Genomic DNA, 20,041 nt, shown 5'->3' on the forward strand with positions numbered 1-20,041 from the left:
TTCCACCTAACAAACGTTTGGTGGAAAGGTAGCTGATGCGGCCATGGGTGTCTCCACCTCGTGCGTGGAAAGGGGCATAGCCGTTGTCACGGTCGACTTCCCGCCGGTGAACGCACTGCCGGTGGCCGGCTGGTTCGCGCTGGCGGAAGCGGTGCGCGCGGCGGGGCGCGACCCGGGGGTGCGGTGCGTGGTGCTGACGGCCGAGGGGCGGGGGTTCAACGCGGGCGTGGACATCAAGGAGATACAGCGGGACGGGAACAGCGCGCTGATCGGCGTCAACCGCGCCTGCGCGGAGGCCTTCGCGGCGGTGTACGACTGCGCGGTGCCCGTCGTGGCGGCGGTGCGGGGCTTCTGTCTGGGCGGCGGCATCGGCCTGGTGGGAAACGCGGACGCGATCGTGGCGAGCGAGGACGCGGTGTTCGGGTTGCCCGAGCTGGACCGGGGCGCCCTGGGCGCGGCCACGCATCTGGCCCGGCTGGTCCCTCAGCACCTGATGCGCGCCCTGTACTACACCTCCCGCACGGCGAGCGCGGCCGAGCTGCACGCGCACGGCTCGGTGTGGCGGGTCGTGCCGCGCGAGGAACTGACGGCCGCCGCGATGGAGTTGGCGCGCGAGATCGCCGCGAAGGACGGGCAGCTGCTGCGCCTGGCCAAGGCCGCCATCAACGGCATCGACCCCGTCGACGTGCGCCGCAGCTACCGCTTCGAGCAGGGCTTCACCTTCGAGGCGGGCCTCAGCGGGGTGGCCGACCGGGTGCGGGCCGGTTTCGGGAAGGAGAAGGAGGGTGCGTAGGTGAGCGACAAGACGATGACCGCCGACGAGGCCGTTTCCCGTCTGCACAGCGGCATGACCCTCGGCATCGGCGGCTGGGGCTCGCGCCGCAAGCCGATGGCCCTGGTGAGAGCGGTGCTCCGGTCCGGGATCACCGATCTCACGATCGTCTCGTACGGCGGCCCGGACGTGGGCATGCTGGCCGCCGCCGGGCGGATCCGGAAGCTGGTCGCGGCCTTCGTCACCCTCGACTCGATCCCCCTGGAGCCGCACTACCGCGCGGCCCGCGAGCGGGGCGACTTCGAACTGACGGAGATCGACGAGGCGATGTTCATGTGGGGGCTGCGCGCGGCGGCGAACCGGCTGCCGTTCCTGCCGGTGCGGGCCGGGCTCGGTTCGGACGTGATGCGGGTCAACCCCGGCCTGCGGACGGTCACTTCGCCGTACGAGGACGGGGAGACCTTCGTCGCGATGCCCGCCCTGCGGCTCGACGCGGCCCTGGTGCACATGAGCCGCGCCGACCGGCTGGGCAACGGCCAGTACCTGGGCCCGGACCCCTACTTCGACGACCTGTTCTGCGAGGCGGCGGACACGGCGTACCTGAGCTGCGAACGGATCGTCGACACGGCCGAGTTGACGAAGGCGGCGGCACCGCAGACCCTGCTGGTCAAACGGCACACGGTGACCGGCGTGGTCGAGGCTCCCAACGGGGCGCACTTCACGTCCTGCGCGCCCGACTACGGCCGGGACGAGGCTTTCCAGAAGACCTACGCGACCACTCCCTGGCCGGAATTCGCGGCCCGGTTCCTCGCCGGGGACGAGCGGGCCTACCGGTCGGCCGTGGAGGAGGGGACATGACGTCGCCCACCCGGGCCGTGGCCGGGCCCACCCGCGCCGAGTACTGCGTGATCGCCTGCGCCGAGGCCTGGCGGGGCGACGGCGAGGTGCTCGCCAGTCCCATGGGGCTGATCCCCTCCGTCGGCGCCCGGCTCGCCCGGCTCACCTTCGCGCCCGACCTGCTGCTGACCGACGGCGAGGCGACGCTGGTCCGCCCGGACGGGACGGCGGAGGGCTGGCTGCCGTACCGGCAGCACCTGGCCTGGGTCACCGGCGGGCGGCGGCACGTGATGATGGGCGCGAGCCAGATCGACCGGTTCGGCAATCAGAACATCTCCTGCATCGGCGACTGGGAGCGGCCCGAGCGGCAGTTGCTCGGGGTGCGCGGCGCACCGGTCAACACGCTCAACAACCCGACCAGTTACTGGATCCCGAGGCACTCCCGGCGGATCTTCGTCGAGCGGGTCGACATGGTCTGCGGCGTCGGGTACGACCGTGCGGCCGGTGCGCGGCACCACCGCATCCCACGGGTCGTCTCCGACCTGGGCGTCTTCGACTTCGCCACTCCCGACCGCTCGATGCGGCTGGCCTCGCTGCATCCGGGCGTCGCGGTGGAGCAGGTCAGGGAGGCGACGGGCTTCGAGCTGACCGTCCCGGACGAGGTGCCGCCGACCCGTGAACCGACCGCCGAGGAGCTGCGGCTGATCCGTGAGGTCGTCGACCCGGCCGGCACCCGCGCCCGGGAGGTCGCCTCGTGATGGAGACGGCACTGACCCGGCTGACCGGCGTCCGCCATCCGATCGTGCAGACCGGGATGGGCTGGGTGGCGGGCCCGCGCCTGGTCAGTGCCACGGCGAACGCGGGTGCCCTCGGCATTCTGGCCTCCGCGACGATGACGCTCGACCAGCTGCGCGCGGCCGTACGGGAGGTCCGGGCCCGTACCGACGCGCCGTTCGGGGTGAACCTGCGCGCCGACGCGGCGGACGCGGGCGAGCGCGTGCGGATCCTGATCGACGAGGGCGTCCGGGTCGCCTCCTTCGCCCTGGCCCCCTCCCGGGAGCTGATCGGCGAGCTCAAGGAGGCCGGGGTGGTCGTCCTGCCGACCGTGGGGGCGCGGCGGCACGCCGAGAAGGTCGCGGCATGGGGCGCGGACGCGGTGCTTGTGCAGGGCACGGAGGGCGGCGGGCACACCGGAGAGGTGGCGACGACGGTGCTGCTGCCGCAGGTCGTCGACGCCGTGGACATACCGGTGGTGGCGGCGGGCGGGTTCTTCGACGGACGCGGGCTGGTGGCGGCCCTCGCCTACGGGGCGGCGGGCGTGGCGATGGGCACGCGCTTCCTGCTCACCTCGGACTCGACCGTGCCGGACGCGGTGAAGGCGCGGTATCTGGCGGCGACGGTGCGGGATGTGACGGTGACGAGAGCCGTCGACGGGCTGCCGCACCGCATGCTGCGGACGGAGTTCGTCGGTGCCCTGGAGCAGGCGGGGCGGACGCGCGCGTTGCTGCAGGCGCTGCGCCACGCGTCCGGATTCCGCCGGCTGTCGGGCACGACCTGGCGCGGGATGCTGAGGGACGGCCTCGCCATGAGGCACGGCAAGGACCTGTCGTGGAGTCAGGTGCTGCGCGCCGCGAACGCGCCGATGCTGCTGAGGTCCGCGATGGTCGACGGCCGTACGGACCTGGGAGTGATGGCGTCCGGGCAGGTCGCCGGGGTGATCGACGACCTGCCGTCGTGCGCGGAGCTGGTGGAGCGGATCATGAGGGAGGCGGACGGGACGCTGACGCTGCTCACAGCCTCTCGATGATCGTCACATTGGCCTGTCCGCCGCCCTCGCACATGGTCTGCAGGCCGAACCGGCCGCCGGTGCGCTCCAGTTCGTGCAGCAGGGTGGTCATCAGCTTCACGCCCGTGGCACCCAGCGGATGGCCCAGGGCGATGGCACCGCCGTTGACGTTGACCTTGTCCGGGTCCGCGCCGGTCTCCTTCAGCCAGGCCAGGACGACCGGGGCGAAGGCCTCGTTGATCTCGACGAGGTCGATGTCGTCGATGGCCATGCCGGTCTTCTTCAGGGCGTGGGCGGTGGCCGGGATCGGGGCGGTGAGCATCCGGATCGGGTCCTCGCCGCGCACCGAGAGATGGTGCACGCGTGCGCGTGGGGTGAGCCCGTGGTCGCGCACCGCCCGCTCGGAGGCCAGCAGCATCGCCGCCGCCCCGTCGGAGACCTGCGAGGAGCAGGCGGCGGTGACCGTGCCGCCGTCGAGGACCGGTTCGAGCCCGGCCATCTTCTCCAGGGAGGTGTCCCGGCGGGGGCCCTCGTCGGCCGTGACCTCCCCGTACGGCACGGTCTCTCGGCCGAAGCGGCCCTCGTCGATCGCCCGCGCCGCCCGCTGGTGGGACCGCAGCGCGAACTCCTCCTGGTCCCGCCTGCTGATCCCCCACTTCGCGGCGATCATCTCGGCGCCCACGAACTGGTTCACGGGCTTGTCCCCGTACCGTGCCCGCCAGCCCGCGCTGCCGGCGAACGGCCCCTGGGTCAGCCCCAGGGGTTCGGCGGCCTGCCGGGTGGCGAAGGCGATGGGGATCATCGACATGTTCTGCACACCGCCGGCGACCACCAGGTCCTGTGTGCCGGAGAGCACGGCCTGTGCCGCGAAGTGCACGGCCTGCTGCGAGGAGCCGCACTGCCGGTCGACGGTCACGCCCGGCACCTCCTCGGGCAGTCCGGCCGCGAGCCAGCAGGTGCGCGCGATGTCCCCGGCCTGCGGCCCGACCGTGTCCAGACAGCCGAGGACGACGTCCTCCACGGCGGCCGGGTCGACGCCCGAGCGGCTCATCAGCTCCTTGAGGACATGCGCGCCGAGGTCGGCCGGATGGACCGCGCTCAGTCCTCCTCCGCGCCGCCCGACGGGCGTCCGCACCGCTTCGACGATATAGGCCTCGGCCATGACGACTCCCTCGCAGACAATGGCTATTCGCGTACGGCGATCCCGTCCAGCACCATCGACAGGTACTGCCGGGCGATCTCCTCCGGGCTGTGCTGTCCGCCCGGGCGGTACCAGGACGCGGCGACCCACACCGTGTCGCGCACGAACCGGTAGGTGAGCCGGACGTCGAGATCGGCGCGGAAGGCCCGCTCGGCGACGCCGCGCTCCAGGGTGGACAGCCACGCCTTCTCGAATCGGCGCTGTGACTCGGCGAGGAAGGCGAACCGCTCCTGCGCCACGAGCTGCTTGCTCTCCTTCTGGTAGATCGCGACGGCCGGGCGGTGCCGGTCGATCTCCCGGAACGACTCCGTGACCAGGGCCTGAAGCGTCTCGCGGGGGCCGAGCCCGGCGTCCAGGACCGCGTCGTAGCCGTCCCAGAGCTCGTCGAGGAAAGTGCGGAGGATCTCCTCCAGCATCGACTCCTTGGAGTCGAAGTGGTAGTAGAGGCTGCCCGCGAGCATGCCCGCGTGGTCCGCGATCTTGCGGACGGTGGTGGCGTTGTAGCCCTGCTCGGCGAAGACCTCGGCGGCGGTGCCGAGGAGTTCAGTGCGGCGCGCGGGCGCTGCGGGGCTCACCTGGGGCTTCTTCTTGGTTGGCACATCGTTCATTGTCCTAGGCGTGTTGGCTGCTGACGGCGACGACCTCGCCCGTCATGTACGAGGAGTAGCCCGAGGCCAGGAACACGATCACATTGGCCACCTCCCAGGGCTCGGCGTACCGCCCGAAGGCCTCGCGCGCGGTCAGTTCCTCCAGCAGCTCCGCCGAGGTCACCTTCACCAGGTGCGGGTGCATGGCGAGGCTCGGTGAGACGGCGTTGACCCGTACGCCGTAACCGGCCGCCTCCAGCGCCGCGCAGCGGGTCAGGGCCATCACGCCGGCCTTGGCGGCGGCGTAGTGGGCCTGCCCGGCCTGGGCGCGCCAGCCGACGACGGAGGCGTTGTTGACGATCACGCCGCCATGGGTCTCCTTCATATGGCGGAGTGCGGCCCGCACGCACCGGAACGTGCCGTTCAGCGTCACGTCCAGGACGTGGGACCACTGGTCGTCGGTCATGTCGACGAGATCCGCGGTGCCGCCGAGACCGGCGTTGTTGACCACGACGTCGAGGCGGCCGTGCTCCCGTACGGCCGTGTCGAAGAGCGCGCGCACCTGCGTCTCGTCGGTGACGTCGCAGGGCACGGCGGAGACCGACGCCTGCCCGAACTCGGCGGCCAGTTCCGCCTCGTGCTCCTTGAGCCGCCGCACGTGCGCGTCGCTGATCAGCACGCGCGCGCCCTCCTCCAGGAGGCGCCGCGCCGTGGCCCCGCCGATCCCCGCGCCGGCCGCCGCGGTGACGACGGCGGTCCGGCCCGTCAGCAGGCCGTGACCGGGCACGTACGTCGGGCTCTCGACGTCTGTCATGGGCTCACGCTAACCTACCAAACACTTGTTAGGGAAGGAGGGTGGTCGTGGACCTCGCGTTTTCCCCGGCGGACGAGGAGTTCCGCACCGAGGCGCGGGAGTGGCTGCACGCGCATGTGCCGCGCGAGCCGCTGCCCTCGCTGGAGACCGCGGAGGGTTTCGCCGCGCACCGCGCCTGGGAGGCGGAGCTGGCCGCGGACCGCTGGTCGGTGGTCAACTGGCCGTCGGCGTACGGCGGACGGGACTCCGGTCTGCTGCGGTGGCTGCTCTTCGAGGAGGAGTACTACGCGGCGGGCGCCCCGGGACGGGTCAGCCAGAACGGCATCCAGCTGCTCGCCCCGACCCTCCTCGACCACGGCACCGAGGAGCAGCGGGCACGGGTGCTGCCCTCGATGGCCTCCGGCGAGGTGATCTGGGCGCAGGCCTGGTCGGAGCCCGAGGCCGGGTCGGATCTGGCATCGCTGCGGGCGCGGGCCGTGCGCACGGACGGCGGCTGGCTGCTGAGCGGGCAGAAGACCTGGTCCTCGCGCGCCGCGTTCGCCGACCGCGCCTTCGGCCTGTTCCGCAGCGACCCCGACACCCCGAGACCCCACCAGGGCCTGACGTACCTCATGTTCGGCCTGCGCGCCCCCGGTGTCACGGTCCGCCCGATCGCCCGTCTGGACGGCAAGCCGGCGTTCGCGGAGCTGTTCCTCGACGAGGTCTTCGTGCCCGACGAGGACGTGATCGGCGCACCCGGCCAGGGGTGGCGGATCGCGATGTCGACGGCGGGCAACGAACGCGGGCTGATGCTCCGCTCCCCCGGCCGGTTCCTCGCCGCCGCCGGGCGGCTGGAGGGGCTGTGGCGGGAGCGGGGCCGTGCGGTGCCGGCGCGGGACCGGGTGGCCGACGCCCTGATCGGCGCGCGGGCCTACCAGCTCTTCACGTACGCGGTGGCCGCCCGTTTCCTGGACGGCGAGACGGTCGGCCCGGAGGCGAGCCTCAACAAGGTCTTCTGGTCCGAACTGGACCTCGCGCTGCAGGAGACGGCCCTCGACCTCCTCGGCCCGGAGGGTGAGATGGCGGACACCGACTGGGCGGAGCGGTACGTCTTCGCACTCGCCGGGCCCCTCTACGCGGGCACGAACGAGATCCAGCGCGACATCATCGCCGAGCGCCTGCTCGGCCTGCCGAAGGGGCGCCGCTGATGCGTTTCCTCCTCGATCCCGAGCAACGCGCCTTCTCCGCCTCACTGGACGCCCTGCTGACGGCGGCCGACACCCCGGCGGTGGTCCGGGACTGGAGCCGGGGCGACCATGCGAGAGGGCGGGTGCTGTGGTCCCGGGTCGCGGAGGCCGGGGTGTTCGCGCTGGCGATCCCGGAGGCGTACGAGGGGCTGGGCCCGCGCCCGGTCGAATCGGCCGTCGCGTTCGTGGAGCTGGGCCGCCACGCGGTACCGGGGCCGCTGGTCGAGACGATCACGGCGGCGGTGCTGCTCGCGGGGGCCGGGCCGGGGATCGCCGAGCGGCTGCTGCCGGGACTGGCGTCCGGCAGGACGATGGCGACGGTGGCCCCGCCCGGCCCGGGCGCGCCGCGGGGGACGCACGGCCCCCGGCCGAAGCGCGGGCATGGACCGCATACGTCGCATGAACCTCATCACCCGCCCCGGCCACAGCCCCCGCAGGGCCCGTACGCCCTCGACGGCGACGCAGCCACCCTCCGTCTCTCCTGGGCGGACGACCGCATACGGATCTCCCCAGGCCACGGCCCCGTCCGCCCCTCCCTCGACCCCGCCCGTCGTCTCACCCCCCTCTCCCCCGGCGGCGAGGCCCTCGGCACCGCCACGGACCAGGCCCTCGCCTGGGCCCGGCTCGCCACCGCCGCCCAGGCCCTCGGCGTAGGCCTCGCGCTGCTCGACAGAACCGTCGCGTACGTCAAGCAGCGCAGCCAGTTCGGGGTGCCCGTCGGCTCGTTCCAGGCGGTCCGGCACCGGCTGGCCGACGCGAAGATCGCCCTGGAGTTCGCGCGCCCGCTGGTGTTCGGCGCCGCGCTGACCATGCGCCCGGCCGATGTCGCCGCCGCCAAGGTCGCCGCGTGCGAGGCGGCGTACGGCACCGCCCGTACCGCGCTGCAACTGCACGGCGCGATCGGCTACACGGCGGAGTACGACCTGTCGCTGTGGCTGACCAAGGCCCGGGCCCTGCGCACCGCCTGGGGCGACCCCGGGGAGTGCCGGGCCCTGGTCGTCAGTGCGGCTGGTGATCGCCGCTGGTGATCTCCCGGTACTCCTCCACCGTCGGCTTCTCGATCCGCGCGTCGGGACCGAACATGGCCTTCGCGAGCCGGGCCCGCAGCCGCTCGGACCGTTTGACCTTGCGGCGGACCCCGCCCTCGTCGACCTCGGGCCCCATCTCGTACGGCGGGTTCTGCTCGTGCTGGGTGAGGGTGAACAGCTCGCTCTGCGCGAGGGGCTCGTGCAGCTCGATGTACTCGCCGTTCGCCAGCCGCTTGATCGTGCCCGTCTCCCTGCCGTGCAGCACCTTGGCGCGATCGCGGCGCTGGAGGCCCATGCAGATCTTCTTCGTGACGATGAAGGCGAGGACGGGCAGCACGAAGGCACCGATCCGCACGAACCAGGTGATCACGTTGATGGACAGATGCAGATGGGTGGCCACGATGTCGTTGCCGCCGCCGATCAGCAGCACCGCGTACAGGGTCAGCCAGGCCACGCCCAGGCCGGTGCGCACGGGCGCGTTGCGCGGCCGGTCCAGGATGTGGTGCTCGCGTTTGTCGCCGGTGATCCACGCCTCGATGAAGGGATAGAGGCCGAGGGCGAGCAGGATCAGCGGGAAGAGCGAGAAGGGGATGAACACGCCCAGGACGAGCGTGTGGCCCCAGAGGTTGATCTCCCATCCCGGCATCACCCGGATCAGGCCCTCGGAGAACCCGAGGTACCAGTCGGGCTGGGCGCCCGTGGTGACCAGGTCGGGGCGGTAGGGCCCGAAGGCCCACACGGGGTTGATCTGGGCGAGCGCGCCCATCACCGTCAGGACGCCGAAGACGAGGAAGAAGAAGCCGCCCGCCTTGGCCATGTAGACCGGCAGGAAAGGCATCCCGACGACCGACCGCTCCTTGCGGCCGGGGCCCGGGAACTGGGTGTGCTTGTGGTAGAAGACCAGGATCAGATGGGCGGTGACCAGGCCCAGCATGATCCCGGGCAGCAGCAGGATGTGGACCGGGTACAGCCGGGAGATGATGTCCTCGCCCGGGAACTCCCCGCCGAAGAGGAAGAACGACAGATACGTCCCGACGATCGGGATCGACAGGATCGCGCCCTGCGCGAAGCGGATGCCGGTGCCGGAGAGCAGGTCGTCGGGGAGCGAGTAGCCGGTGAGGCCGGTGATGATGCCGAGCATCAGCAGGGTCCAGCCGAAGACCCAGTTGAGCTCGCGCGGCTTGCGGAAGGCGCCCGTGAAGAACACCCGCATCATGTGCACCAGCATGCCGGTGATGAAGACCAGCGCCGCCCAGTGGTGGATCTGCCGGATCAGCAGGCCGCCGCGCACGTCGAAGCTGATGTCCAGCGTGGACTCGAAGGCCCTGCTCATGAGGACGCCGTTGAGCTCGGTGTAGGAGCCGTTGTAGACGACCTCCTGCATGCTGGGCTCGAAGAACAGGGTGAGGTAGACGCCCGTGAGGATCAGCACGACGAAGCTGTAGAGGGTGACCTCGCCCAGCATGAAGGACCAGTGGTCGGGGAAGACCTTGCGCATGTTGGCCTTGGCCAGCCCGTAGAGCCCGAGCCGTCCGTCCGCCCAGTCGGCGAGCTGCTCGCCCTTGCCGGCGGGAGGTCTCCTGCGAGCGGAGGCCGTCCCGTACACCCGTCGTGCGCCGTCGTCGCCCATACGTCGTCGCCTCCCCGTCGGATCCTTCCCAGCGTGGCACGGCATCGCGACGGTGCAAACGGGGCGAGGAGGGGGCTAGGCCAAGGGGACCAGGGGGCGGCTAGGCCAAGGGGGCGAGGAGGCGGTTCAGCGACTGGCGCGAGTCCTCCAACCGGGCGATACGTTCCTCGATGCCGTTCAGCTGGTCCAAGAGCAAAGGGGTCATGCACGGCTCGATCTCGGTGGCGGCACCGCACACGCAGTCCAGCACCTCCCGGATCACCCGGGTGGGCAGGCCCGCGTCGAGGAGCGTCCGGATACGGCGTACGGTCACGGGCGCGTCGTCGGCGTACACCCGCTGGCCGCCCGGGGTGCGGTCGGCGTCGAGCAGCCCCTGTTCCTCGTAGTAGCGCAGCAGCCGGACACTGACGCCGGTCTCCCGGGAGAGCTGCCCGATCTTCAAGTGAACCCCCTCACATCGGCTTGAACCTCACATCCATGTGAGCTCATAGCGTCCCAGCCATGACGAACACGACGATATTCCAGCTCGGCGGCGACCTCCCGGTACGGCGGATCGGGTACGGCGCGATGCGCCTGGCGAACGCCCCGCACGAGCGCTCCGGCATGACCGCCCCCATCTGGACCGCGCCCACCGACCGCCCCGAGGCGATCGCCCTGCTGCGCAAGGCGGTCGATCTCGGTGTGACCTTCTTCGACACCGCCGACGCCTACGCCCTCGGCACCAACGAGGAGTTGCTCGCCGAGGCTCTGCACCCGTACCGCGACGGCATCGTGGTCGCGACGAAGGCCGGGGTCGTACGCCCGAGCCCCACGGAGTGGATCACCCACGGCCACCCGGCCTATCTGCGCCAGCAGGCCGAGCTGAGCCTGCGCAGGCTGCGCACCGACCGCATCGACCTGTTCCAGCTGCACCGGATCGACCCCGAGTACCCGCTCGCCGACCAGGTCGGCGCGCTGAAGAGGCTCCAGGAGGAGGGCAAGATCCGGCACATCGGGCTGTCCGAGGTGACGGTGGAGGAGCTTGAGGCGGCTTCGGCGATCGCGCCGATCGCAAGCGTGCAGAACGTCTACAACCTGGCGACGCGGGGCCACGATCCGGTGGTCGACCGCACGGCCGCGCTCGGGATCGCGTTCCTGCCGTACTTCCCGGTGGCGATGGGCGAGCACGCCCGGACGGACGGTTCCGTCGCCCAGGTCGCCGCGGAACTGGGCGCGACCCCGGCCCAGACCGCTCTCGCCTGGCTGCTGCACCGCGCCCCGAACGTGATCCCGATCCCGGGCACCTCGTCCCCGGCCCATCTCACGGAGAACGCGGCCGCCCTCGAACTCACCCTCACGGAGGACCAGTTCAACCGCCTGGACGCGTGACGTCAGGCCGGTAGCACGATCCCCTCCGCCCTGGCCGACGCGAGCCACGCGGGGAACTCACCCACCAGGCGGTCGTACAACTCGGTGTCCGGCACCTTCCGCGGGTCCTCGCCCGCGTGGAAGAAACCGGCGTTGTCGACGATCCGCTTGCCCGGCACGGCCAGCTCGTCCAGCTTGCGCAGGAAGTCGAACTGCTTGCTGCCCGGGTCGCCGAAGCCGATGAACTGCCAGAACAGGGGCAGCCTCGCCGCCTTGCACAGATACCGCTCGGCGGCGAGCTTGTTGATGGGGCCGCCGTCGGTCTGGAAGATCACGAGGGCGGGCTGCGTCGCCCCGCTGTCGAGGTAGTGGTCGATGACGGCGTCCATGGCCAGGTGGTAGCTGGTCTTGCCCATGTGCCCGAGCCCGGCCACGATCCGGTCGATCCGTCCCTCGTGGCCGGCCAGGGCGATCTCGGTCTCGGCGTCGACGTCGGTGGAGAAGAACACCACCGGCACGACGCCGTCGTCGTCGAGGTGCGCCGACAGCCCGAGCACCCGGTCGGCGAGCGCCTGCACGCTGCCGTCCCGGTAGTACGGCCGCATCGAGCCGGAGTAGTCGACCACGAGATAGACCGCGGCCCGCAGCCCGTCGAGGCCGTGCTTCGTGAGGGACACACCGGCGCTCTTGTAGAGGCTCACCAGGGTGGGGGCGGTCTCCTGGACCTTGCTCAGACTGATCGCGACCATGGCCCCACCCTCCCACTTCCGGCGGAGCCCTCAGCCCTCGACGACCACTCCGTCGCTCAGTTCCAGCACCCGGTCGGCCAGGCCGAGGAGTTGGGGGTCGTGGGTGGCGACGAGGGCCGTGACGCCCTCGCTGCGGACCACGGCCCGCAGCAGTTCCATCACCGCCAGGCCGGTCGCGGCGTCGAGCTGGCCGGTCGGCTCGTCGGCGAGCAGCAGGGCCGGGCGGTTGGCGAGGGCGCGGGCGATGGCTACCCGCTGCTGCTGCCCGCCGGAGAGCTCGGCGGGCCGCTGTGTCTCGTGGCCGGCGAGGCCCACCAGGGCCAGGAGCAGCGCCACCCGTTCCTCGCGTTCGCGCGGTTCGGCCCGGCGCAGCCGCAGCGGCACGCCCACGTTCTCGGCGGCGGTGAGGATGGGGATCAGCCCGAAGGACTGGAAGACGAAGCCGATCCGGTCGCGGCGCAGTTCCAGCAGCTCGCTCCCGCTCAGCGCCGACAGATCGGTGCCGTCGACGACGACACGGCCGCTCTGCGGGGAGTCCAGTCCGCCGATCATATGGAGCAGCGTCGTCTTGCCGGAGCCCGAACGGCCCTTGAGGGCGACCAGTTCACCTCGCCGGACGGCGAAGGAGGCCCCGCGCAGCGCGTGCACGGTCGCGGCACCCGTGCCGTAGGAATGGTGCAGGTCCGCCACCCGCAGCATCGGCTCGCCGGACGGGTCGTCGGCGAGGGCGGCGCCGGGCCCCGGGCTGGTGTTCTCGGTCATCACCGCATCTCATACGGAACCGGTCCGGATGGTCAAGGGTGGAACAACCCACGCTCGAACGCATGTGCCTGGCAGGTAACTCCGTGATATGCATGCCGAGTTGGGGAATGCGGTTGCCACGGGGGTGGGGGAAGCGTGACGGGCCTACTGCTGCTGCGCCTGCGGGCGCACCGGCCGCTCCTCACCGCCGCCCTGCTCGCCGTCCTGCTGACCACCTCGGTGCTCGCCGCCCTCACGGCCTTCTCCGGCTCCGTCGGGGACGCGGCGCTGCGCGGCACCCTGAGCGGACGGGCCGCGGCCTCCGCCTCCCTCGTCATCGAGGCGGACGTGCCCCGGGAGCGACGGGACGCTGCGCGGCGGGCGGTGGTGCGCGGAGCGCGGGAGGCGTTCGGCGGGCTGCCGGTGACCGTGCGGGCGCTGGAGCGGTCCGGGCCGTACGCGCTGCCCCGTTCCCTCCAGGACGCCGACAGGCGCGCCGGGGAGCCGGACCTCACGCACCTCGCCGCCCTGGACCGGTCGCGGATCAGGCTGGTCTCGGGCAGCTTGCCGGGCCCCGCGCCGGCGGCGCGCGGCGAAGCCGTGCCCGTCGCCCTTCCCGAGGCCGCGGCCGACCGGCTGAGACTGCGGCCCGGGGCGCGCGTCACGCTCACCGACCGGCTGGGCGGCGAGCCGCTCCGGGTACGGGTGAGCGGCGTGTACCGGGCGGCCGACAGCACCGATCCCTACTGGCAGGCGGACACCCTCGGCGGCCAGGGCGTGCGCACCGTCGCCTTCACCACGTACGGGCCGCTGCTGGCCGACGCGTCGGTGCTCGCCTCCGGCCGCGTCTCCGCGGACGGCACCGGCTGGGTGGCGACGGCCGACTACCGGACCGTCACCACCGACAGCATCGGCGCGCTCCGCGCGGCCGCCGTGCGCGCGGCCGGGGCGCTGCGCGAGGACCCGGCGCTCGGGGGTGAGGCGGACGTGCGCACCGATCTCCCCGAGGTGCTCGACCGGACCGGGCGGGCCCTGCTGGTGGCCCGGTCGACGCTGATGATCGTCTCCGTGCAGCTGGTGCTGCTCGCCGGGTACGCGCTGCTGCTGGTGGCCCGGCTGCTGGACGGCGAGCGGGCGGGCGAGACCGAGCTGTTGCGGGCCAGGGGCGGATCGCGCGGCCGGATCGCGGGGCTGGCCGCGTTGGAGGCGTTGCTGCTCGCGGTGCCGGCCGCCGTCTGTGCCGCGCTGCTGTCCGGCCCGCTGGCCCGGCTGCTGGCGCGGTGGTCCTCGCTCGACCGGATCGGGCTGCGGCTCGACGCCGTCCCGGCGGGCCGGGTCTGGCTGGTCGCGGGCGGGGTGGCGGCGGCGTGCGCGGTGGCGGTCGTGGCACCCGCGCTGGCGGCGACGGCGAGCACGCCCGTACGGCTGCGGCGCGTCCGGGCCGCGACGTCGGCCGCGCCCGTGCGCGCCGGAGCCGACGTCGCGCTGCTGCTGATCGCGGGCGTGGCGTACTGGCAACTCGGCCGGCAGACCGACGCGGCCGGTGGCGGAGTGCTGAGCCGGGACCGGGCCGGGGAGCTGGGCATCGATCCGCTGCTGGTCGCGGCGCCCGCGCTGGCGCTGCTGGCGGGCACGGTCCTGACGCTGCGTCTGCTGCCGCTCGCGGCCCGGCTCGCGGAGCGGCGGTCCGCGAGCGGGCGCGGGCTGCCGGCGGCGCTGGCGGGGTGGCAGTTCAGCCGGCGTCCGCTGCGCGGGGCGGGTCCGGTGCTGCTGCTGGTCATCGCCGTGGCGACCGGAATGCTGGCGATCGGGCACGGCGCGTCCTGGGACCGGTCGCAGGACGACCAGGCCGACTTCAGGACGGGCGCCTCCCTCCGGGTCCTCGACTACCGGCCGGGCAGCCCCGGGCAGACCGGTCTCTACGCCGCGCTGCCCGGATCCCGGGACGCCGCTCCCGCGCACCGCGCCACCCTGGCCCTCTCCCGCGACCGTGAGGCGACGGTCCTCGCCCTGGACACCGGCCACGCCGGGGACGGGATGCTGATGCGCGGCGATCTCGCCGACGAGCCCCCGGCGAAACTGCTGCGGGCCCTGGCACCGCCCGCGCCGGACACCCACCGCGCGGTACGGCTCCCCGAGGGCACCCGGCGGCTCGGCCTCGACGTGCGGATCACCGACGCGGGGACCCGGACGGGACGCTCCCCCTCCGGCCGCGCGCCCCAGCTCACGGTGGTCGTCGAGGACCGGTACGGCATCGGCTACCGGCTGGGCGCCGGGAACGTCCCGGTGGACGGCCGGGCGCACCGGATCACCCTCGACCTGGACGTGACGGCGACGGGCCGCCGCGCCGCCCCGGCCGGACCACTGCGGGTGACCGGACTTCAGCTCGACGACACCTCTCCCGTCGGCCGCTCCGAGAGACACCGGTTCACCGTGGAACGGCTGCTGGCCACCGGACGCGACGACTCCGCGCGGACCGTCCCGGTACCCGCCGGGACACGCTGGCAGGGCGAGGAGGTCGTGACGGAGAACGGCGAGGTCGTCGCCCGCGAGGCCGCGAGGCCCGCCGCGTCGGGGAACGCGCCGCTGGCCGTGTCGTACGGCACCGGCGCCGGCAGCGACGAGAGTTTCATCGCCCCGTCGATCTACACCGTCCGCGTCGGCACCACCGGGGCCGAAACACCGCGGGACCTCGCCGCCGTCGCCACCCGGGGCTTCCTGCGGGCGGCGGGGGCCGAGACCGGCGACACCATCGACGTCCCGCTGTCCGGGGAGGAGCTGCGGGTGCGGATCGTACGGTCGGTCGAGGAGCTGCCCACCGCCGCCACCGGCCTGGCGGGAGAAGCCGTGACCGGCGGGGCGCTGCTGCTTGATCTGCGGGCCGTCGACGCCGTGCTGGCCCAGCGGGCCAGTGCGCCGCTCTCCCCCACCGAGTGGTGGGTGAGCGCCGGCCCGGGCAAGGCCGCCGAGATCGCCGCCGCGCTGCGGGCGCGCCCCGACCTGCGATCGAGCCAGGTGCTCGTGCGGGACGAGACCGCGGCCGAGCTGCTGCGGGATCCCCTCGGCTCCGGGCCGCGTTCGGCGCTGACGGCGGTGGCGGTGGCCGCGGCCCTCCTCGCCGCCGGGGGTTTCGCGGTGAGCGCCGCCGGTGCGCGGCGGGAGCGGTCGGCCGAGTTCGCGGTGCTGCGAGCGCTGGGCGCGCCCCGACGGGATCTCGCCCGGCTGGTCGCCACGGAGCAGAGCCTGCTCATCGGCGTCGGCCTGCTCGCCGGGCTCGGTCTCGGTGCCGTCCTGACCCGGGCCGTCGTCCCGCTGATCGTGCTGACCTCCGACGCGGCGCGGCCGGTCCCGCCCGTCCTCGTCGAACTGCCGCTGTTCCGGGTGGCGCTGCTCGTCGCGGGCGTGGCCGCCCCGCTGCTGCTGATCACCGCCGCGTCGGCGCTGCGCCGTGCCGAGCCGGCGGTCGCGCTCCGCCATCAGGGGGAGGACTGAGATGCCGAAGGACGCACAGGGCGCGCCCTGGGTGCGGACCCGGCTGCGGACCGCTCCGGTGTCCGCTGTCGCCTTCGGTCTGCTGGTGCTGGTCACGGCGTTCCTCGCGGCCGTCCTGCCCCGGGCCGTCGAGGCGTACGAGACGGACGGGCTGCGTGAGGCCCTCACCACCGCCGCCCCCGAGTCCACCGTGCTGGAGCTGAAGGCACCGGCACCCGGTCTCGAACGGCCCGACGAGGCCCGTGCGAACGCGGTCCGGCCGGAGGCACTCGCGGCCATCGACGGCACGGCGCGGTCGCTGCTGCCCGAACCGCTGCGCGCGGACCCGGCCGAGTCGGCGTACGGGGTGCGCACCGCGAAGAGCCTGGAGGCCCTGGACGCGTCCTTGCCCCGGCCCGACGGGCTGCCGCCCCGGTTCACCCTGTTCGCGCAGTCGGGAGCGGCCGGCCACGCCACCGTGCGGGAGGGCCGGCTGCCCACCGCCGGCACATCGGTGACCGTGGACACCCGGGTGGTGGAAGGCGCCGTGACCGCCGAGACCGCCCGCACGCTGCGGTTGCGGGCCGGCTCCGAGCTCACCCTGGCCGGCTTCCCCGGCGGGCCGCTGACCGTGCGGATCACGGGCGTCCTCGAACCCCGGCACCCGCAGCGGAGCTACTGGTCCGCGGAACCGATCCTGCGCACACCGGCCCTGGCCGGCAACGGCGCACGGCCGCCGCAGTTCTACTGGGAGGCGGGCGTCCTGCTGGCGCCCGGGGCCGCACCGGCGCTGCTCGACGGCCAGGGCGAGCCGGAGAGGTACTGGCGGCTCGCGCCCGCGGCCGGGAAGCTCACCGCGGGGGACGCCCCCGCACTCGTCGACGGGGTCGCGTCCCTGGAGAACGGGCCCGGGCTGGTGCGGATGCGCGGGGCCGCCGGTCCGACGGCGCAGCTGTCCACCGGCCTGGAGCGGGTCGTCGACTCCTACGCGGCGACCCGTGACGCGATCACGCCCGTGGTGGCCGTCGCGGCTTTCGGGATCGCCGCGGTCGCCGTCGTCGTCCTGGTGATGAGCGCCGGTGTGGCCGCCGCCCGCCGCGACGTCGAACTCGCCCTGCTGCGGGCCCGGGGCGGCTCCCTGAGCGGCATCGCCGGGCGGCTGCTGGCCGAGACCGCGGTACCGGCGGTGCCCGCCGCGGCCTGCGGTCTGCTGCTCGCCGTACTCGCCGTGGACGGGGCCCGGCCGCTGCCCGCCGTGCTCGGGGCGGGCGCCGTGGCCCTGCTCGCCTGTGGAGGGCTGCCGGTGCGCGCGGCCGTGGCGCATCGCAGGCCGCGGGCGCACCGGGAGCGAGACGACCTCACCCACGCCAGGCCCGGCGGGCGCCGGACCGTCGCCGAACTGACCTTGGTGGTGCTGGCCGTCGGCTCGGTGGCGGCGTTGCGCCGCCGCGGTACGGCCGGATCGGGCGATCTGCTGGTGAGCGCCGCCCCGGTGCTCGTCGGTCTGGTCGCCGCGCTGGTCCTCGTACGGCTGTGTCCGCTGCCCCTGCGGTGGGCCGCCGGCCCGGCCGGGCGGCTGCGCGGCGTGGTCGGGTTCCTGTCGCTGGCCCGCGCGGGCCGTTCACCGGCGGCGGTCGCCGCGCTGCCGCTGCTCGCCCTGCTGACGGCGCTGACGACGGCCGCGTTCGGGGGTTCCGTGCTGGCGGGCGTGGCGGACGCCCGGGACCGGGCGGCGCTGCTGGAGACGGGCGCGGACGCACGGATCTCCACGACCGACGGCGGCCCGCTGCCTGCGGGTCTCGAGCGGACGGTTCGGGAGGTCGCGGGTGTACGGCAGGTCACGGCCGTGGGCATCGAGTACGCCGCGGAGCGCGAGTCCGATGAGACGCGGTCGCTTCCCGTGGTGAAGGTCGACCCGCAGAGGTACGCGGAGTTGGCCGGGCAGACGGGACTCGGGGGTTTCACGGCCGACCGGCTGAGGGCCGACAGCGAGGTGCTGAACGCCGTCTCCTCCCCCGATGTCGCCGAGCGGCTGGGGCGGACCCCGCACCGGATCGTGCTGCCGGACGGAGCCGTCACGGTGCGGATCACGGCGGTGCGTCCCCGCACCCCGGCCGTCCCCGAGGGCGAGTTCCTGCTCGTCGACGCGGCGGGGCTGAAGGGTTCCGCAGGTGCTTCGACCCTGCTGGCGACCGGAGCGGGGATCGACACGAAGGCGCTGCGGGCGGCCATGAGCGGCACCGGGGCGGACCTGTCCGTGACGGTGCGCGGCGAGGAACGCGCGGCGCTGTCCGACTCGCCGTTGCAGGCGGGCGCCGAGCGGATCTACGTCTGGGCCGTCGTGGCGGGCGCGGGGTACGCCCTGCTCGCCCTGGTGCTCGGTCTGCTGCGGTCCGCTCCGGAACGGGCCGCGCTGCTGGCCCGGCTGCGCACCCTGGGCCTGACGGCCCGCCAGGGGCGGCAGCTGCTCGGCCTGGAGGCGGTGCCCCTGGCGCTGCTCGCGGCCGGTGGGGGCATGGCCGTCGGCTGGGCCACGGTGGGGCTGCTCGCCCCCGGCATCGACCTGGACCGGCTGGCGCTGCCCGACGCGTCCGTCGTGACGGCGCCGGGGGGTGCCGCGCTGCGGGCCGATGTGTGGTCGCTGGCCCTGCCCGCCGCCGGCGCGGTGCTGCTGGCGGGGGCGGTGGCCGTCGCACAGGCCTGGTGGGCGGGCCGCCGGACACCGATCACTCACCTCAGGGCAGGAGACATGCGATGAGCGGTACGACGGAGTCCCTGGCGGAGCTGGAGCGGCGCGCGGCGCACCACCGCGACCGGCCCGCCTACGGGCACGACGCACTGATCGCCTGCGACCGGCTGGTGCGGATCTTCGCCAAGCGCGGGGGCGGGGACGCCATGGAGGTGCAGGCGCTCCAGGGGCTCGATCTGCTGGTGCGGGAGGGCGAGTTGATGGCCCTGGTGGGGGCGTCCGGCAGCGGCAAGTCGACGCTGATGAACATCCTCGCGGGCCTGGACGTCCCGACCGCGGGCGCCGCGAGGGTCGCGGGCCGCGATCTGCTGACGATGGACGCCAAGGCGCGGCTGCGATACCGGCGCGAGGTGGTCGGCTTCGTCTGGCAGCAGACGGCACGCAATCTGCTGCCCTATCTGACGGCGGCGCAGAACGTCGCCCTGCCCATGCAACTGGCGGGCGGCTCGCGCCGGAAACGGGCCGGACGGGCGGACGACCTGCTGGCCATGCTCGGTGTCGCCGACTGCCGGGACCGGCGTCCGGGGCAGATGTCCGGCGGTCAGCAGCAGCGCGTCGCGATCGCCGTCGGCCTGGCCAACGCACCCGCCGTACTGCTGGCCGACGAGCCGACCGGCGAACTGGACTCGGCGACCGGGCAGCAGGTCTTCGCGGCGTTCCGCCGGGCCAACGAGGAGCTGGGCACGACGATCGTCATCGTCACGCACGACCAGGCGGTCGCCGGTGAGGTCCGCCGCACGGTGGCCATCCGCGACGGCCGCACCTCGACGGAGGTACTGCGCCGCACGGAGGTCGACGAGGCGGGCCAGGAGTCCCTGGTGGCCCGCGAGTACGCGATGCTCGACCGCGCGGGCCGCCTGCAGCTGCCGGACGAGTACACGACGGCGCTGGGCATGGCGGACCGGGTGCTGCTGGAGCTGGAGGAGGACCACATCCAGGTCTGGCCGGACCGGAACGGGAGCGGGAACGGCTGAGGACCTGCGACACCGGCCGGCCGCCGGAAGGACGGCACCACGGCCCCCACGCTCTGCGATGATGTCCTACTCGTGAAATGCGTGGGGGGACGAGTGAAACCTGGAGAAACCGAGGCCGCTGGGGCAGGC

At 73.6% G+C, this 20,041-nt stretch carries 17 protein-coding genes; 10 read left to right on the forward strand and 7 right to left on the reverse strand.

What is annotated here, in order from left to right:
- Window positions 1–43 precede the first annotated feature (43 nt).
- From AC07DF_RS21575 to AC07DF_RS21590, 4 genes are read left to right on the forward strand one after another with little or no spacing between them, the layout of a single operon-like run.
- Complete coding sequence (locus AC07DF_RS21575; protein ID WP_478973541.1) at window positions 44–793, forward strand: enoyl-CoA hydratase family protein; 750 nt, start codon at window positions 44–46, stop codon at window positions 791–793.
- Window positions 794–1,630, forward strand: a complete 837-nt coding sequence (locus tag AC07DF_RS21580) for a CoA transferase subunit A (RefSeq protein WP_478973544.1) — start codon at window positions 794–796, stop codon at window positions 1,628–1,630.
- Window positions 1,627–2,367, forward strand: a complete 741-nt coding sequence (locus tag AC07DF_RS21585) for a CoA-transferase subunit beta (protein WP_478973547.1) — start codon at window positions 1,627–1,629, stop codon at window positions 2,365–2,367. Before AC07DF_RS21580 ends, AC07DF_RS21585 begins: the two co-directional genes overlap by 4 nt.
- A complete protein-coding gene (locus AC07DF_RS21590) occupies window positions 2,367–3,416 on the forward strand; it encodes an NAD(P)H-dependent flavin oxidoreductase (protein WP_478973550.1) in 1,050 nt (349 codons plus the stop codon). The genes AC07DF_RS21585 and AC07DF_RS21590 overlap by 1 nt, the downstream gene beginning before the upstream one ends.
- Here AC07DF_RS21590 and AC07DF_RS21595 read toward each other — a convergent pair.
- The 3 genes from AC07DF_RS21595 to AC07DF_RS21605 are packed head-to-tail and all read right to left on the reverse strand — an operon-like array spanning window position 3,400 to window position 5,997.
- Window positions 3,400–4,557, reverse strand: coding sequence for an acetyl-CoA C-acetyltransferase (locus AC07DF_RS21595; RefSeq protein WP_478973553.1), 1,158 nt, complete (start codon window positions 4,555–4,557; stop codon window positions 3,400–3,402). The genes AC07DF_RS21590 and AC07DF_RS21595 overlap by 17 nt on opposite strands.
- A 23-nt stretch (window positions 4,558–4,580) precedes the next feature.
- Window positions 4,581–5,195 (reverse strand): TetR/AcrR family transcriptional regulator, encoded by a 615-nt coding sequence (locus AC07DF_RS21600; RefSeq protein WP_478974628.1) that lies wholly within the window; start codon window positions 5,193–5,195, stop codon window positions 4,581–4,583.
- Window positions 5,196–5,208: 13 nt separating this feature from the next.
- Window positions 5,209–5,997: an SDR family oxidoreductase gene (locus AC07DF_RS21605; protein ID WP_478973556.1), complete on the reverse strand. Its 789-nt coding sequence runs from the start codon at window positions 5,995–5,997 to the stop codon at window positions 5,209–5,211.
- A gap of 47 nt (window positions 5,998–6,044) precedes the next feature.
- Here AC07DF_RS21605 and AC07DF_RS21610 point away from each other — a divergent pair, with 47 nt between their 5' ends.
- Both AC07DF_RS21610 and AC07DF_RS21615 read left to right on the forward strand, forming a co-directional pair.
- Window positions 6,045–7,184, forward strand: coding sequence for an acyl-CoA dehydrogenase family protein (locus tag AC07DF_RS21610; RefSeq protein ID WP_478973558.1), 1,140 nt, complete (start codon window positions 6,045–6,047; stop codon window positions 7,182–7,184).
- Entirely contained in the window at window positions 7,184–8,251 is a 1,068-nt protein-coding gene (locus AC07DF_RS21615; protein ID WP_478973561.1) for an acyl-CoA dehydrogenase family protein, read from the forward strand. The genes AC07DF_RS21610 and AC07DF_RS21615 overlap by 1 nt, the downstream gene beginning before the upstream one ends.
- On the opposite strand, the gene qcrB is transcribed toward AC07DF_RS21615, so the two are convergent.
- Together qcrB and AC07DF_RS21625 are read right to left on the reverse strand one after the other, a co-directional pair.
- On the reverse strand, window positions 8,223–9,881 hold the full coding sequence (qcrB, locus tag AC07DF_RS21620; protein ID WP_478973564.1) for a cytochrome bc1 complex cytochrome b subunit: 1,659 nt from the start codon (window positions 9,879–9,881) through the stop codon (window positions 8,223–8,225). The genes AC07DF_RS21615 and qcrB overlap by 29 nt on opposite strands.
- 100 nt (window positions 9,882–9,981) lie before the next feature.
- The gene (locus AC07DF_RS21625) at window positions 9,982–10,323 is read right to left on the reverse strand and encodes a MerR family transcriptional regulator (protein ID WP_478973567.1); all 342 of its coding nucleotides are present in this window, start codon (window positions 10,321–10,323) and stop codon (window positions 9,982–9,984) included.
- A gap of 59 nt (window positions 10,324–10,382) precedes the next feature.
- On the opposite strand from AC07DF_RS21625, the gene AC07DF_RS21630 reads away from it, so the two are divergent.
- Window positions 10,383–11,249 carry an aldo/keto reductase gene (locus AC07DF_RS21630; protein WP_478973570.1) on the forward strand — a complete coding sequence of 289 codons (867 nt, stop codon included), beginning with the start codon at window positions 10,383–10,385 and terminating at the stop codon, window positions 11,247–11,249.
- 2 nt (window positions 11,250–11,251) lie between these two features.
- Here AC07DF_RS21630 and AC07DF_RS21635 read toward each other — a convergent pair whose 3' ends face one another.
- Together AC07DF_RS21635 and AC07DF_RS21640 are read right to left on the reverse strand one after the other, a co-directional pair.
- Window positions 11,252–11,977, reverse strand: a complete 726-nt coding sequence (locus AC07DF_RS21635) for a vWA domain-containing protein (protein ID WP_478973573.1) — start codon at window positions 11,975–11,977, stop codon at window positions 11,252–11,254.
- 30 nt (window positions 11,978–12,007) lie between these two features.
- Window positions 12,008–12,739 carry an ABC transporter ATP-binding protein gene (locus AC07DF_RS21640; RefSeq protein ID WP_478973576.1) on the reverse strand — a complete coding sequence of 244 codons (732 nt, stop codon included), beginning with the start codon at window positions 12,737–12,739 and terminating at the stop codon, window positions 12,008–12,010.
- Between the two features lie 135 nt (window positions 12,740–12,874).
- Between AC07DF_RS21640 and AC07DF_RS21645 the strand changes: the two genes are divergently transcribed.
- Genes AC07DF_RS21645 through AC07DF_RS21655 form a run of 3 tightly spaced genes read left to right on the forward strand, consistent with a single transcriptional unit; the run spans window position 12,875 to window position 19,912 of the window.
- Window positions 12,875–16,210, forward strand: coding sequence for an FtsX-like permease family protein (locus AC07DF_RS21645; protein WP_478973579.1), 3,336 nt, complete (start codon window positions 12,875–12,877; stop codon window positions 16,208–16,210).
- A gap of 1 nt (window position 16,211) precedes the next feature.
- Entirely contained in the window at window positions 16,212–18,947 is a 2,736-nt protein-coding gene (locus tag AC07DF_RS21650) for a thioesterase domain-containing protein (RefSeq protein ID WP_478973582.1), read from the forward strand.
- Entirely contained in the window at window positions 18,944–19,912 is a 969-nt protein-coding gene (locus tag AC07DF_RS21655; RefSeq protein ID WP_478973585.1) for an ABC transporter ATP-binding protein, read from the forward strand. The genes AC07DF_RS21650 and AC07DF_RS21655 overlap by 4 nt, the downstream gene beginning before the upstream one ends.
- Window positions 19,913–20,041: the final 129 nt, after the last annotated feature.

The organism is Streptomyces sp. NPDC044719, assembly GCF_056433405.1.